The sequence below is a fragment of the Flavobacterium sp. KACC 22761 genome (genome assembly GCF_034058155.1).
Taxonomy (GTDB): Bacteria; Bacteroidota; Bacteroidia; order Flavobacteriales; family Flavobacteriaceae; genus Flavobacterium.
This window is the reverse complement of record NZ_CP139148.1, coordinates 498,365-512,959: the sequence shown is the minus strand read 5'-3', so window position 1 is coordinate 512,959 and position 14,595 is coordinate 498,365. Positions and strand designations below refer to the sequence as shown.

General features: G+C 34.0%; 16 protein-coding genes and 4 tRNA genes. 5 read left to right on the top strand and 15 right to left on the bottom strand.

Annotated features, from left to right (window positions below; all coding sequences use genetic code 11):
- Positions 1-2 precede the first annotated feature (2 nt).
- Together SCB73_RS02295 and SCB73_RS02290 are read right to left on the bottom strand one after the other, a co-directional pair.
- Entirely contained in the window at positions 3-470 is a 468-nt protein-coding gene (locus SCB73_RS02295; RefSeq protein WP_320568551.1) for an SRPBCC domain-containing protein, read from the bottom strand.
- 5 nt (positions 471-475) lie between these two features.
- The gene (locus tag SCB73_RS02290) at positions 476-799 is read right to left on the bottom strand and encodes an ArsR/SmtB family transcription factor (protein WP_132988448.1); all 324 of its coding nucleotides are present in this window, start codon (positions 797-799) and stop codon (positions 476-478) included.
- 252 nt (positions 800-1,051) lie between these two features.
- On the opposite strand from SCB73_RS02290, the gene SCB73_RS02285 reads away from it, so the two are divergent.
- Positions 1,052-1,537: a nuclear transport factor 2 family protein gene (locus tag SCB73_RS02285; protein WP_320568550.1), complete on the top strand. Its 486-nt coding sequence runs from the start codon at positions 1,052-1,054 to the stop codon at positions 1,535-1,537.
- Between the two features lie 30 nt (positions 1,538-1,567).
- Here SCB73_RS02285 and SCB73_RS02280 read toward each other — a convergent pair whose 3' ends face one another.
- Genes SCB73_RS02280 through SCB73_RS02270 form a run of 3 tightly spaced genes read right to left on the bottom strand, consistent with a single transcriptional unit; the run spans position 1,568 to position 5,090 of the window.
- A complete protein-coding gene (locus SCB73_RS02280; protein WP_320568549.1) occupies positions 1,568-3,310 on the bottom strand; it encodes a CocE/NonD family hydrolase in 1,743 nt (580 codons plus the stop codon).
- 11 nt (positions 3,311-3,321) lie between these two features.
- Positions 3,322-4,035, bottom strand: coding sequence for a LytR/AlgR family response regulator transcription factor (locus tag SCB73_RS02275; protein WP_320568548.1), 714 nt, complete (start codon positions 4,033-4,035; stop codon positions 3,322-3,324).
- A complete protein-coding gene (locus SCB73_RS02270) occupies positions 4,032-5,090 on the bottom strand; it encodes a sensor histidine kinase (RefSeq protein ID WP_320568547.1) in 1,059 nt (352 codons plus the stop codon). Before SCB73_RS02270 ends, SCB73_RS02275 begins: the two co-directional genes overlap by 4 nt.
- A gap of 190 nt (positions 5,091-5,280) precedes the next feature.
- Here SCB73_RS02270 and SCB73_RS02265 point away from each other — a divergent pair, with 190 nt between their 5' ends.
- Positions 5,281-5,625, top strand: a complete 345-nt coding sequence (locus SCB73_RS02265) for an avidin-fold protein (RefSeq protein WP_320568546.1) — start codon at positions 5,281-5,283, stop codon at positions 5,623-5,625.
- A gap of 40 nt (positions 5,626-5,665) precedes the next feature.
- Here the strand turns inward: SCB73_RS02265 and SCB73_RS02260 are convergent, their stop codons facing one another.
- The 5 genes from SCB73_RS02260 to SCB73_RS02240 all read right to left on the bottom strand — a co-directional run bounded on the left by SCB73_RS02260 (position 5,666) and on the right by SCB73_RS02240 (position 7,573).
- Entirely contained in the window at positions 5,666-6,811 is a 1,146-nt protein-coding gene (locus SCB73_RS02260) for a DUF6438 domain-containing protein (RefSeq protein ID WP_320568545.1), read from the bottom strand.
- A 249-nt stretch (positions 6,812-7,060) separates the two neighbouring features.
- Positions 7,061-7,133, bottom strand: a tRNA-Lys gene (locus SCB73_RS02255).
- 128 nt (positions 7,134-7,261) lie between these two features.
- A tRNA-Leu gene (locus SCB73_RS02250) sits at positions 7,262-7,344 on the bottom strand.
- 43 nt (positions 7,345-7,387) lie between these two features.
- Positions 7,388-7,460 (bottom strand) — tRNA-Lys (locus tag SCB73_RS02245).
- Between the two features lie 40 nt (positions 7,461-7,500).
- Positions 7,501-7,573: transfer RNA gene (locus tag SCB73_RS02240), tRNA-Lys, on the bottom strand.
- A gap of 127 nt (positions 7,574-7,700) precedes the next feature.
- Here SCB73_RS02240 and SCB73_RS02235 point away from each other — a divergent pair.
- The gene (locus SCB73_RS02235) at positions 7,701-8,219 is read left to right on the top strand and encodes a shikimate kinase (protein ID WP_320568544.1); all 519 of its coding nucleotides are present in this window, start codon (positions 7,701-7,703) and stop codon (positions 8,217-8,219) included.
- Here SCB73_RS02235 and SCB73_RS02230 read toward each other — a convergent pair.
- Both SCB73_RS02230 and SCB73_RS02225 read right to left on the bottom strand, forming a co-directional pair.
- The gene (locus tag SCB73_RS02230; RefSeq protein ID WP_320568543.1) at positions 8,211-8,711 is read right to left on the bottom strand and encodes a phosphoribosyltransferase family protein; all 501 of its coding nucleotides are present in this window, start codon (positions 8,709-8,711) and stop codon (positions 8,211-8,213) included. The genes SCB73_RS02235 and SCB73_RS02230 overlap by 9 nt on opposite strands.
- Positions 8,712-8,834: 123 nt before the next feature.
- Positions 8,835-9,224, bottom strand: a complete 390-nt coding sequence (locus SCB73_RS02225) for an RNA-binding S4 domain-containing protein (RefSeq protein WP_320568542.1) — start codon at positions 9,222-9,224, stop codon at positions 8,835-8,837.
- 79 nt (positions 9,225-9,303) lie between these two features.
- Here SCB73_RS02225 and SCB73_RS02220 point away from each other — a divergent pair, with 79 nt between their 5' ends.
- The gene (locus tag SCB73_RS02220; RefSeq protein WP_320568541.1) at positions 9,304-10,407 is read left to right on the top strand and encodes an FKBP-type peptidyl-prolyl cis-trans isomerase; all 1,104 of its coding nucleotides are present in this window, start codon (positions 9,304-9,306) and stop codon (positions 10,405-10,407) included.
- 87 nt (positions 10,408-10,494) lie between these two features.
- Here SCB73_RS02220 and SCB73_RS02215 read toward each other — a convergent pair whose 3' ends face one another.
- The 3 genes from SCB73_RS02215 to SCB73_RS02205 form a co-directional block, all read right to left on the bottom strand.
- A complete protein-coding gene (locus tag SCB73_RS02215; RefSeq protein ID WP_320568540.1) occupies positions 10,495-11,448 on the bottom strand; it encodes a transketolase family protein in 954 nt (317 codons plus the stop codon).
- 77 nt (positions 11,449-11,525) lie between these two features.
- Complete coding sequence (locus SCB73_RS02210; protein WP_320568539.1) at positions 11,526-12,377, bottom strand: transketolase; 852 nt, start codon at positions 12,375-12,377, stop codon at positions 11,526-11,528.
- Positions 12,378-12,682: 305 nt separating this feature from the next.
- Positions 12,683-12,979: a hypothetical protein gene (locus tag SCB73_RS02205; protein WP_320568538.1), complete on the bottom strand. Its 297-nt coding sequence runs from the start codon at positions 12,977-12,979 to the stop codon at positions 12,683-12,685.
- A 461-nt stretch (positions 12,980-13,440) separates the two neighbouring features.
- On the opposite strand from SCB73_RS02205, the gene tgt reads away from it, so the two are divergent.
- The gene (gene tgt / locus SCB73_RS02200) at positions 13,441-14,571 is read left to right on the top strand and encodes a tRNA guanosine(34) transglycosylase Tgt (protein ID WP_026727521.1); all 1,131 of its coding nucleotides are present in this window, start codon (positions 13,441-13,443) and stop codon (positions 14,569-14,571) included.
- The last annotated feature ends 24 nt before the right edge of the window (positions 14,572-14,595 follow it).

Genomic DNA, 14,595 nt, shown 5'->3' with positions numbered 1-14,595 from the left:
ATTTATTTTAGTTTGTTACAAATTTCTTCTAATCGATTGTGAGCCATATTTAGGCCTTGCTTAAATGGCAATTGTAGCATTTGATCTCGCAAATCTGCCGATTTATATACGATTTGCATCGTGAGTTTGCTCTTGGAATCAGTTACTTTTTCAAATTCCAAAAATTCCAGCTGAACGGCAAAAGGCGAATTTTCCATTTCAAATGTGCGGGTTATTTTTTCATTTGGAATAAATTCATGAATAACACCATTCATCTGAACGACGACATTGCCTTTAGCGTCGCTGGTTTCAAATTGATAACCGCCATGTTTTTTGCTTTCCAGTTTTAAAACTCTGGTTCCCATCCATTGCGCTACAATTTCAGGTTCGATATAGGCCTTAAAAAGCAATTCGACAGGCAAATCAAAATCGCGTGTGATTATGAGTTCTTGTTTATCGTCTTGGGCGCTTATTTTTGTTTTTAATTCCATAGTGGTTAATTTTCAGGTTTGTAGTTTTTCATAATATCTTCAAGTTTGTTGAATCTTTCGTCCCACATTTGACGGAAAGGTTCTATAAAATCGGCTATTTCTCTCATCTTTTTTGCATTAATCGTGTAATGAACTTCGCGTCCGTTTTGTGTTTGCTGCAATAATTCGCATTCCGTCAAAATTTTTAAATGTTTTGAAACTGTTGGACGCGCGGTGTCAAAATTGGAAGCGATCGCACCAGCTGTCATGGAATGTGAAGTAACCAAAAGTAATATCGCTCTTCTTGTAGGATCGGCTATTGCCTGAAATACATCTCTTCTTAAATTCATAATATGAAGTTATTTGGCTACAAATTTATATGAAGTCATTTGGCTACGCAAATTTTTTAACAACTATTTTTGCAATTATTTGATAATCTGAGTGTTTTTAAGGTTTTAAGGGTTTTTGTTTTTTGGAAGAATTAAAAAAAAGAGAAATTATTGCACTTGAAAAATTGTTTTTAATGGGTTTGTTTTATTTTTAATGAAAATTAGAAAGACAAATTTTATTTTGAAAAAAGTAACGATTAGTAAATTTTAGATATGAAAAAAGTCCTAGTATTGTTTTTATTGAATGTTTCGATTGGAGCTTTCGCGCAAGCGGCAAAAGATTCTGAATTGTTTTTGGCATTGAAAAAACACGACAGTATTTTCTTTGAAAAGAGTTTTAATCAATGCGATATTGCTTTTCTGGAAAAAGCGATTCATCCTGATTTGGTTTTTTATCACGATCAAGGCGGTATTCAGAATAAAAAGATTTTTTTGGAAAATGTCAAAAAGAATATTTGTGGAAACGGTCCTCAAAAACCAATCAGGAAAGTAAAACCAGAAAGTTTGGAAGTCTATCCGCTTTATAGCGAAGGAAAACTTTACGGAGTTGTCCAGACTGGAATCCATGATTTTTATTTAAGAGAAGCAAATAAGCCAGATGTTTTTACCAGTGAAGCCAAGTTTACTCATGTTTACCTTTTAATCAATAATCAATGGGTTTTGAAAGAGGTTTTGAGTTTTGATCATCAGAGTAAATAAAAGTAATGTTTGTAATTGTAGAGGTATTATTTATTTCCAAATCGGGATTTTTATGAAACTGTCATTGTACCATTTTATTTTTAAGGGCTCTTTGGCATCTTTGATCGTTTCGTCACTGACTTCTTTTCCTGTTCCATAATTTAATTGTGCAAACGCATTTTTATTGACATTGATGACTACCAGCAAACGGCTTCCTTTGTTTAATTGCTTGCTGATCAAATGTGTATTTGAAAAAGAAATCGTTTCAATTTCATTTGCTTTTAATAAAATTCTTTTGGCACTATTTTTTGCATAACTGGCGCGGCCAATAAAATAAGACAAATGAAAATATTCGCCATTAGGCAATACTTCATAAAGCGTAACGCCTAAATCCATATCTTTTTTATTGATGCTGGCTTTTGTTTCTCCTAAAAAAGAACCGTTTATTAAGATGGAATCTTTAAAAGGTTCACTTATAAAAGCGTAACCACTTGTCGTGTCGATTTCTTTTCTAATTATAGGGTCTGGATAATATTCATTGTTGAACGTTTGTCTGTCAGCAAAATCGACTTCTTGGTAAAGCCATTTTTTTTGACTTGGCTTTTCGTTTTCCAAAGCATAAAATTGACCTTTTTTTTTCTCAGTTAAATAGAACTTAAGAAAACTGTTGTGCATTTTATCAAGCGATGACGCACTTCGCCATTCGTTTGTTCCCATGACCTGATAGTTTATTTTGTTTTTCAGTATTTCCGGTTTAGAGCCGTTTTTTAAAATATAATCGAACCATTCGTAGGTTGTTTTTTTAATATCAAATAACGCAATTGGGTCAATAGTATAGCCATATAGGTTTTTTTCACCGCCCGTTTGAGTTCCGAAATGTCCATACGGACCAATAACTAAATAAATAGGTGCTTTCGGATTGTATTTTTGAAGTTCTCTTAAATAGTATAAACTAGAATTTTGAGAATCATTATAATACCCGTCAAAGGCTAATACGGGAATGTTTATTTGGGCAAAATCTTTTTCAAAAGGAGCCATTTTTTGCCAATAATCGTCAAATGAAGGATGCACAATCCAGCGTTTGAGTAATTTGTTGGGTTGACCGTCTATGCTGTCCATTTTTTTATAAGCGACGCCTGTTTCCCACCATTTAAACATCATTTTTCTAAAGCGTTGTCGGTCATTTCCGGCAACGGTGTCCAAATATTTAGTGTTGCCTACATAAAAAGACCATTCGTAATTGGGATTTATAAAAATATTATTTTCCATGGGAAGTCCCATTCCGGGTCTATTTGCAACAGCTGGAACTATGGTTTTGAGTGCGGGATGCATTTTTTTGCAAGCCGCCCATTGTGTGAAACCATTGTAACTGCCACCGTACATTCCAACACTTCCGTTGCACCATTTTTGTTTGCTGATCCAGTCAATTACATCATAGGCGTCATTGGCTTCGTGTTCGTAAGGAATGATTTCTTCGGGGCTAAATCTTTTGCCTCTGCTGTAGGCGATAACGCCAATATAATCTTTGTCTGCAGCTTCTTTTAAAGATCTTAAATCTCGACCTTTATCTCTTACATAAATAGTAAATTGCAGAATAACAGGTTTTGGAGTGTGATTGCCTTTTTTCTGAACGACTATTGCCGATAAAAGCGCGCCATCTCGAGTTTTGATCATCACGCTGTCTTGAATATCGTAAGCACTTTTAAAATCTTCTGATTTTATAGCTTGTGTTTGCTGTGAAAATGCTTTTGTAAATAAGAGAATTAGAAAGACTATGTTGTAAATAAATTTCATGGATTCTTTTTTTAAAGTCCGTTGCTGTTTTTGAATTTAACCGATTGACGATTGGAAACTTCTAATAATTCCCCTGTCTTGAGTTTAATTTGTAATCTTCCTCCATTTATTTTTATTACTTCCTGAATGTATTTTGTATTTATAATTTCGGTTCTGTTTATTCTGAAAAAAGTATTTTCATCAAGCATTTCTTCCCACTGTCTCAATGAGCGTCTTTGTAACGCTTTTTTATCTTGAAAAAATAATCGGGTGTAGTTTTCTAGCGATTCGATTAAATAAATTTCGTCTGTGCGAATGAAGAATCGTTTTTCGCCATCTTTAATAAAAATTTGTCGGTTTTCAGGTATAGTCAGCTCAGCTTCCGATTTAATTGTATTGCGTATTTTTTCGATTGCTTTTGCAAAACGTTCCTCTCTTATGGGTTTCATTAAATAATCTAAGGCGTTGACTTCAAATGCTTGTACGGCATATTGATCATAAGCGGTTGTAAACAAGATCAAGGGTACAAAATCTAAAGATTCTAATAAATCAAAACCGGACTTTTCCGGCATCTGAATGTCTAAAAAAACTAAATCGGGTTGCTCAGATTCTATCAAGTGTCTGGCTTCGTCGGCATTTTCAGCTTCGGCAACTAGAACAAAATCGGGATAAAGTTTCAGCGCTCTTTTTAATTCTTCTCGTGACAATCGTTCATCATCGACTAGTATAACTTTTATCTTTTTCATTTTGATGGAATTAAAATTGTTGCCAAAACAGTTTCATTTTCAGTCTCTTTAATTTCAAAAGAGGCATTTCCGTTGTATTGAAGTTGGAGTCTTTTTTTTAAATTAGTCAACCCGATACCCGAGTTTTTACTGTCGAAATCTAGTTTTCCTGAGTTTTGGACACTGATTTTAATAAAATTGTTCTCCCTTTCGATTTTTACATTTATAAATCCGCCAGCTTTTCTTTTCTCAATTCCGTGTTTTATCGCGTTTTCAACCAGCGACTGAATGCTCAGAGGTAAAATCAGCTGTTCTGATACAGCTGAATTGATTTCAATATTTGTAGTTAGTCGCGCTTCAAATCGCATCTTTTCTAATTCAAGATAATCTTTGACAAGGCTTATTTCGTCGTTCACAGAAATGAATCGCACAAAATTATTGTTTAATGAATTTCGTAATAGTTCAGATAAAAGATCAATTGCTCTTCGGGCTAAATTTGGATTTTCTATAATGAGGTATTTTATATTATTCAAAGAATTGAAAAAGAAATGTGGATTGAGTTGTGTGCTGAGGTTTTGCAGTTGCGCTTCTTTTACAAGAAGAGACAAGCGAGCATTTTCTTTTACGGTTTCTAATTCCAGTCTTGAATAATGGTATAGATGATAGGCTAACAGCCAAACAGACATCAATCTGGTTCCGGTAATAAAAATCTGCAATTGCACTGATTTGAAAAAAGCTGAAAAAGAAAGCGTCATGCTTTTTAAGATCAGAAGGCGAACCAAATAAAGTTTGATCACAATTGCAATTGTATAAAATAGGGAAAGAATTAAAACGCTGACGATAATTCGTGGAATCAATTTTTTTAGATTGAGTTTGTGCCATCCTTTTTTGATTGCAAAATTTCGGTAAAGATGTGTTAATGTGATGCCGATTATGATATCAAAAATGAAATCGAGCAAACCCATTTCCCAGATGAAGTATTTACTTAAGAAAAAGCCCGATAATCCCCAATACAAAGCAGCAGAAGTCCATCCGATAAGTTGTGTTTTCCAGTAATTTGATACAGATCTATTCATTTTTAAAATCGATAATTTTTGAAACCTTTAGTAAAGATATTTCTCTATTACAGATTGAACAAATAAAAGTAGAGGAACGGAAAATAATAAGTGATGAGTGCGAAGTTGGTTAAATGAAAGGTTTCTAATTTAAAATTTTAGTAAGTTTAAACTTCAGAAAGTAAAACAAGAAATAAAACTAAAGAGTACAATGGGGAAATTTGATTTCAATAACAAGAAATTTGCGCTTATTCAAAATTCAGAAAGCGGACAAGTGAATTCAGAAACTGTTTTTAATTACAAGCAAGAAGATAATCTCGTGACGGCAGATTATTTTGGAGGAACAATTAAATACGGAAAAATTATTGCCGAACTGAAAGCCAATAAATTGAATATGCTATATCAATGTTTGACAACAGATAACCAATTAAAAGCGGGAAAAGCAGTGGCTCAAATTACACTGCTAGAGAATGGAAAAATGAAATTGACCTTAAATTGGGAATGGCTGACAGATGGAAATGAAAAAGGGGAGTCTGAGTATATTGAGATAGACTAAAAAAGATTTCACTGCTATTTGTTTGTAGTTTATATTAATCCTACGGATTCTTGAGGCTAAATTTAGCATTCAAATTATTTTCAGTCAAAAAATTATAACCAATATCAATGGTTATGTCCTTGCATTTAAAATATCTGCCATCAGTATCGATTATTTCTTTTTTGTTTTGATCATTCCAAAATTTGATCTGGTATTTGTGTTCAAAATTATAATTGGTTTCTTTGCCTTTTAATATTTCTGTTATAAGATAGAAGCTTTCTGCTTTTGTGGGTTCGCAAATCTGATTTCCTTTTTTGAATATAATTTCCCATTGTGGAAGTGATATCTTATGGGCTTTTAATGGTGTGAGTTTTATTTGTTGATATAGATATCTAACGGGTGTGTAGGCCCATATTAATTCGGTTGGCGATACTCTTCCATAATCACGGATAGATTTTACTATTTTATTGTTTTTTATAAAGGTTATTGTTATTTCTTCATCGTCGGTCCAACTTCCAGCATAATTATTTTTAAGATTCATGATGTTGGCTTTTTTAAAACTGTTTTGAATTTTTTGATATTCATTTTTAGAAATCTTAGATTTAAAAAGACCGTTTTGTGTATTATAATGTTGTCCATGAAAAATGATATTGCCATTGTTTTCAATGCTTATGCTTGCAATAGGACAAGAACCGTAACAGTCAGAAGACGAAACTATAATTCTGTCATAATTTTCATTTGGGTTTATTTTGTAGGTTGTTCTCGCATATTTTGAAAAAATGCTGTCGCTTTCTTCTATTTTTAAAGTGTCTCTCGTAATCGAATGTATTTTTTGACTCTCCCAAGTTTTCGTGACTAAATCAAAAATTTTCAAACTATCGTTTTCGATTTTATACGTAGTTTTTGTTCCTAAAAAATATATTTTTCTGTTTTCTCTTTCTCGTGCATCATTTGTTTTAAAATACCCCGATTTGTTTTCGCATAAATTGTTTTCTAAAAAAACAAATCCTGGCACATGGTTGCCAAATGGAGAAGGTGGGGGAGTTGGAATTCTGCTATTGTTATTTTTTTTAGCTTTTCTTTCGTCTTGAGTTTTGATGTAAATCCATTCGCCACGTATATCTTTCGTTAGTTTTTTGTCATTGTTTTTTTGACAAGAAGCGACAATGAAAAGTATTGCAATAAAAATTACACAATTTGACTTCATGCATTTACGGGATTGGTTATAAATATTTCATTTAGGTAATGTAAATATAAATGTTTTGAAGTAATATTTTTGCTGAAATACTTATTTGAAATTTTAGAATTATGACAAAGATTTGCGCTTTTGTCTGATCATGTAGGGATCTAAGTCTGTATGTTAAATTGGGTGTTGCCCTCAAGATGGCGAGTCTACCGTTTCTCCACATGGCCTAAAACGAAAAAAGGCCGAGTAAAATAATTTACTCGGCCTTTGTGACCCGACTGGGGCTCGAACCCAGGACCCCATCATTAAAAGTGATGTGCTCTACCGACTGAGCTATCGAGTCATTGTTTTTCTCTAATGAGGGTGCAAATATAAGCACTTTATTTAGCTTTTAAAGCCTTTTTTTAGCACTTTTTCGCAATAATTTGTAAAAGCTTATTTTACAATAAAATAGGTTTTCAAAATTTATAGTGACCATGGAGGGATTTGAACCCTCACGCCCTTACGAGCACCACCCCCTCAAGATGGCGAGTCTACCGTTTCTCCACATGGCCTAAAAAGAAAAAAGGTCGAGTAAAATAAATTACCCGACCTTTGTGACCCGACTGGGGCTCGAACCCAGGACCCCATCATTAAAAGTGATGTGCTCTACCGACTGAGCTATCGAGTCATTGCTTTCAAGAAACTTATTTTGTTAATCACAAATTTTGTGACCCGACTGGGGCTCGAACCCAGGACCCCATCATTAAAAGTGATGTGCTCTACCGACTGAGCTATCGAGTCATATTCGTTTCTTGAATGCGGGTGCAAATATAAGGAGTTATTTTCGAAGTTTCCAAGCATTTTTATTATAAATTTGTCTTTTTTTACAAAAAGTTCCCAATGTCTTAGTTTATAAGGTTTTATTAATATGAAAAAAATAGTGTTATTAGGTTACATGGGTTGCGGAAAGTCAACAATTGCCCAAAACTTGTCAAAAATTACAAATATTCCGTTTCTGGATTTAGATACTTGCATTGAAAAAAGAGCAAATTTGTCTATAAATGAAATTTTTTCTAAACATGGAGAGGTATATTTCCGAAAATTAGAACACGAAATGTTTGTCGAATTATTAAAATCTTCAGAGAATTATATTATTGGTCTTGGTGGAGGAACTCCATGTTATGCGAATAATCATTTATTGCTTCAAAACGATGATATCGTTTCTGTATATCTAAAAGCATCAATTGATACTTTATATAATAGATTAGTCCACAATAAAAGCAAACGCCCGCTGATTGCAGAAATGAATGAAGAAGAAATGAAAGAGTTTATCGCCAAGCACTTGTTCGACCGCAGCTTTTATTACAACCATGCACAACATAAAGTCTCGGTTGATAATAAATCAGTCGAAGATACGGTTGCCGATATTTTGAAAATCTTAGCTTAAAAAAGCGTAATTATCGCCGTTTTCATCAAAAACAACTTGAACATGTTCCAATAAAGAAGTAGATAAGGAAATTCCTTTGAAATCAGCTTTTACTGGATATTTTTTGTGGTTTCTGTCAACAAGTACTGCTGTTTTGAATTTTTTAAGCGGAACGTCTAAGAAATGACGAACAGCATATATTAATGTAGTGCCCGAATTTAAAACATCGTCAACTAAAACCAATCCTTTGTTTTGGTACTCTTCTTTAGTTAAGGAAGTCTGAATTGGCAATTGCGGATTTTGTTTGTCAACTTTAACTTCGCAAGTCGAAACTTTTAGTGTTGAAATACTGCTTAAAGCAGCGGCTATTTTTTGGGCAAAAACAGATCCATTAGAAGCGATTCCGGCAATCACGACTTCTTCTTCATCAACAAAGGTTTCGTAAATTTGGTAAGCGATACGTTTGATTTTGTGTTCGATTTCTTGATTGGTCAAGATGATGTTTTTGCTCATGATTTTATTTTTTGCTAAAGTACAAATTTATAAAATTTAAAATTCCAATTTTTGAAATTCCAAATTCCAAAAGTAAATAGATGGATTTTCCAAGATTGGAATTTGGAATTTTGTTGTTGAAATTTAGATGTCATCTTCTTCGTCGAAAATTTCATTTCCGTAGTCGTCAATATCTCTACGGTCTTTTTTAGTTGGTCTTCCCGTACCGCTTTTTCTATAGTGCTCTTTTGAAAGTTTTAATAACTCTAAATGAGCATAAGCTTCTGGTGGAGTTTCGTTCTTGCGGTATATATCGACAAGTTTTGCTCCCACGCGACTTTCAGGAATATCAAGTACGGTAATAATTTGAGTAATTTGGTCTTTTCTAAACGTGATTTTGTCTGTAGGAAAAACTTCTTTAGAAGGTTTTGCAATCTGCCCATTTACAGTAATGTGGTTCTTTTTGCATGCCTCGGTGACCATGTTTCTGGTCTTATAATAACGCACGCACCAGAGGTATTTATCTATTCTCATAATTTTTCTAAAATCGAAGTTAAATTCTTTACAAAAATAAATCAATATTGTATCTTGCGCACCTAAAAAATTAACAATAATGAATAAATTTAAATATTATTTTATTTTATTACTAGCTGGTATTGCTATGGTTTCTTGCAACAAGGGCGATGATGATCCGGAAACAGTTCCGGTAAGGGATTACAAGGAACAATACAAAGCAGACAAGGATTCTATTGAAAATTATTTAAAGACAAATTATATTAAGGAAGTAACCGCAAATTATGATATTGTATTTGAGAAAATTCCTGCCGGCGGTACTCAAACTTCAATCTGGGATCAAAAAGATTATCCTTTAGAGTCTAGAGAAGTTTATAATCATGATGTGTATTATACAGTTTATTATTTGACTTTAAGAAAAGGTACGGGCGCACATCCATCAAATACTGATAAAATTAGTGCTTCTTATACAGGTACTTTGTTGAATAATAAAGAATTTGATTCGTCTCATGGATATGCAATGAGCTGGTTCCTGTTTCCGTATGATCAATCTAATGGAGAAACAAATACTGTAATTGAGGGATGGAGTGAAATTTTTCCGAAATTCGGAATTGGTACTTCTACCACCGCTCCTAATGGAGAAATAACCTATGACAATTATGGAGCGGGCGTGATGTTTCTTCCATCTGGATTGGCATATTATTCACAAGCAAAGGATGCCTTCCCGGCATATACGTGCTTGATATTCAGTTTTAAATTGTTTGGTCTCTTTAGGTTGGATCATGATATAAAAATTGTAGGAACAAGTGTAACCTCAGAACCAGATGGTGTTCCTGATTATTTTGAAGATGTTAATAAAGAAGGTAATGGTAATGGTTATGTTTATGATTTACGAGATGTTGTGAGATATCCAAATCCGCCAGCATGGATGAAAGATGATACAGATGGCGACGGAATTGCTGACTTTTTAGATGTTGATGATGATGGTGACGGTTATACTACTCGCTATGAAATTACAAAACCTACAGGTGCTCCTTTTTCAGGAATAAGCAAGTATTATCCTTTTGATCCAATTCCGGATAATCCTAGTACGCCAAATGTTGATGAAACTGAAACATGGGGTATTCCAGCTTTTGGAGGTGATTATACTTCTCCAGGAAGATTAAGAATACATGTTGATAAAAATCATCATTCAGCTAAATAAAAGCTGTTTGTATAGATAATAAGATAATAAAAAAAACCTCGAGATGTGAATTTCGAGGTTTTTTTATAAAGTAAGAAAAGTAAAAAATTATTTTCTTTTGATCACTCTTTCTACAGCTTCAACAATTGCTTGATTGTTTAATTTGTATTTTTCCATTAATTGCTCAGGAGTTCCAGATTCTCCAAAACTATCTTTAACTGCTACAAATTCTTGTGGAGTTGGATGGTGCAAAGCTAATACGCCTGAAACACTTTCTCCAAGACCTCCAAGATAATTGTGCTCTTCTGCAGTAACTACACATCTTGTTTTAGCAACTGATTTTAAAATTGCTTCTTCATCAAGCGGTTTAATTGTGTGAATATTGATTACTTCAGCAGAAATTCCTTTTTCTTCTAATTTTTCAGCAGCGATAAGCGCTTCCCAAACCAAGTGTCCTGTTGCAATAATAGTAACATCAGTTCCTTCGTTTAACATGATTGCTTTTCCAATTACGAATGGCTCATCAGCAGGAGTGAAGTTTGCTACAACTGGACGCCCAAAACGTAAATAAGCTGGACCGTGGTGATCTGCTAAAGCAATTGTAGCAGCTTTAGTCTGGTTGTAATCGCAAGTATTGATTACCGTCATTCCTGGTAACATTTTCATCAAACCAATATCTTCTAGGATTTGGTGCGTTGCTCCATCTTCTCCTAAAGTCAAACCAGCGTGAGAAGCACAAATTTTTACGTTTTTATCTGAATAAGCAACAGATTGACGAATTTGGTCGTAAACTCTTCCTGTAGAAAAGTTAGCGAAAGTTCCTGTGAAAGGAATTTTTCCTCCAATTGTCAAACCTGCAGCAATTCCGATCATGTTAGCTTCCGCAATTCCGATTTGGAAAAAACGCTCTGGGTGATTTTTTTTGAAATCATCAAATTTTAATGATCCAATCAAATCAGCGCATAATGCCACAACATTTTCGTTTTTTTGACCTAGTTCAGTCATTCCCGCTCCAAAACCAGAACGAGTATCTTTGCTTCCTGTATTTTCGTATTTTTTCATTTTTTATTTTTTGAGATGCTAAGCTTCTAGGCAACTAAGTTTCTAAGTTGAAATTGTGCACTAAAGCTGTACATTTTTTAGTAATCAACTTGATCTTTAGAGTAATTTTGAGCTAATGCTGCCGCCAACTGATCGTTGTTTGGCGCTTTACCGTGCCAAGCGTGCGTATGCATCATGAAGTCAACTCCGTGACCCATTTCTGTGTGCAATAAAACGCAAACTGGTTTTCCTTTTCCTGTTCTTGATTTAGCATCAGTTAATCCAGCAATAATTGCATCGATGCTGTTTCCTTCTTTGATTTCCAAAACATCCCAGTCAAAAGCTTCGAATTTAGCGCGAAGGCTTCCCATAGCTAAAACTTCGTCAGTTGTTCCGTCAATTTGTTTTCCGTTAACGTCAACAGTTGCAATAAGATTGTCTACTTTTTTAGCAGAAGCATACATGATAGCTTCCCAGTTTTGACCTTCTTGCAATTCTCCGTCTCCGTGAAGAGTAAATACTAAATGTTTGTCTCCGTTTAATTTTTTAGCTTGAGCAGCACCAAGAGCAACAGATAAACCTTGTCCTAATGATCCAGATGCCATACGAACTCCAGGCAAACCTTCGTGAGTTGTTGGGTGACCTTGTAAACGAGAGTTTAATAATCTGAAAGTGGCAAGCTCCGAAACTGGAAAATAACCGCTACGTGCTAAAACGCTATAAAATACTGGTGAAATATGACCATTTGAAAGGAAAAAGATATCTTCTCCAATTCCGTCCATATCAAAACCTTCTTTGCGGTCCATGATATTTTGATATAGTGTTACCAAAAATTCAGTACAACCTAATGAACCACCTGGGTGTCCAGAGTTTACAGCATGTACCATTCTAAGAATATCTCTTCTTACTTGGATCGTTAAATCGCTTAATTGTTGTGTGTTAGGCTTCATTTTCTATGTAAAATTTAAACTGGAGCAAAAGTAGTCGTTATTTTGCGGGGAGACAAATCATTTTCTGCTTTAGTTTAACGGAATTGTGAAATTTTGGCCGTTTTTTGTTAATCTCAGAAAAAAGGACAAAACGTTTTAAAATCTTTAAAATTTATCTTGTGAGAGGTATAACGAATGCGATTTCAAAAGCAAAAAGAAGCTGAGTAAAGTGACAATAAAAGTTTGCCACAGATTAACGGATTAAAAAGATTGAAAAATCAATGTTAATCAGTAGAATCTGTGGCAAAAAAAGTTTTAAAATGAAATTAGTTTGTGTCGCTTTCGCTGTAGAAATTGTTTTCTTCATCCTCTGACCCAATTTCTTCTTGTTCATCATCAAGTTCTGAACCCGGAATGTCTAAATCATTTCCGAGTTTGTCGCTATTTTGTTTCCATTCGTTGTCATTTTGAGTGATTGTCTTATCGGTTGAGATGTTTTCTGGATCGATGTCTAAATTATCTTCTTGGTTGTAAATGTCTTCGCTTGAAGGATAATTCAGGTTTTCTAAATTTCTTTCGATTTGGTTATCTTTTGATGGATTTTTGTTTTCTGAATTTATCATGATTTTTTCGTTTTTATTAGTAATGAATATTTTTAAGTTGTTTAAAGTTAGTGATTTAATGTTTTTTATGATTGTATTTTTAATACTCAAAGATTATAACTTTTACATTTTATAAATTACCTCAAAAAAACGATTACTCGTGCGCGTTAGGGATAGAAGCGACATCTCCCAATTTAGAAAAACAAGGCTTTTTAGCCGTAGTTTTTGTTAATTGGGAATATAGCGGATAGCCCGGCCCGGAGGGAAACGCCCTAAATATTAAATTCTAATTTTTAAATTCTAAACTCCAAATTCGAAATTTTAATTCTGAATTTTTAATTTGTTTTGTTTCAAGTGCAAGGCTTCATTATCTTAATTTTCTAATTGGCAAATTATCTAATTAGTAGATTTTCTAATTGACAAATTATCTAATTAAATTATCCTGAAATTAGCTTATCTTTGCGCTCTGAAAAAAGAAACAAATGAAGTTCGATTTATTACAAAAAGATCCGCAATCGAAAGCGAGAGCAGGAAGCATTACTACAGATCACGGCGTAATTGAAACGCCTATTTTTATGCCTGTTGGAACGGTAGCCTCTGTAAAGGGAGTGCATCAACGTGAATTAAAAGAAGAAATTAATCCAGATATTATTCTAGGAAATACCTATCATTTGTACTTGCGTCCACAAACTGAAATCCTTGAAAAAGCAGGAGGATTGCATAAATTTATGAACTGGGATCGTAATATTTTGACAGATTCAGGCGGTTATCAAGTATATTCTCTTTCATCAAACAGAAAAATCAAAGAAGAAGGAGTGAAATTTAAATCGCATATTGATGGTTCGTATCACTTTTTTACGCCTGAAAATGTAATGGAAATTCAGCGTACAATTGGTGCTGATATTATTATGGCTTTTGATGAATGTACGCCTTATCCTTGCGATTATAGATATGCACAACGTTCGATGCATATGACGCACCGTTGGTTGGATCGTTGTATTAATCATTTGGAAAAAGTGCCTTATAAATACGGTTACGAACAAACGTTTTTCCCGATTGTCCAAGGAAGTACTTATAAAGATTTACGTCGTCAATCGGCTGAATATATTGCAAATGCGGGTCAGCAAGGGAATGCAATTGGCGGACTTTCGGTTGGTGAACCTGCGGAAGAAATGTATGCGATGACAGAAGTGGTTTGCGAAATTCTTCCAGAAGACAAACCTCGTTATTTAATGGGAGTTGGAACTCCTATTAATATTTTGGAAAATATCGCATTAGGAATTGATATGTTTGATTGTGTTATGCCAACGCGTAATGCGAGAAACGGAATGTTGTTTACCGCAAACGGAACCATCAACATCAAAAACAAAAAATGGGAAGCTGATTTTTCTCCAATCGACGAAATGGGGCATACTTTTGTCGATACTGAATATTCAAAAGCTTATCTGCGTCACTTATTTGCTGCAAACGAATATTTAGGAAAGCAAATCGCGACAATTCATAATCTTGGTTTTTATATGTGGTTGGTTCGTGAAGCGAGAAAACATATCTTAGCCGGAGATTTTCGACCATGGAAAGAAATGATGGTTAAAAATATGAGCCAAAGACTTTAAAATATGTTTATTTGTTTAATCGTT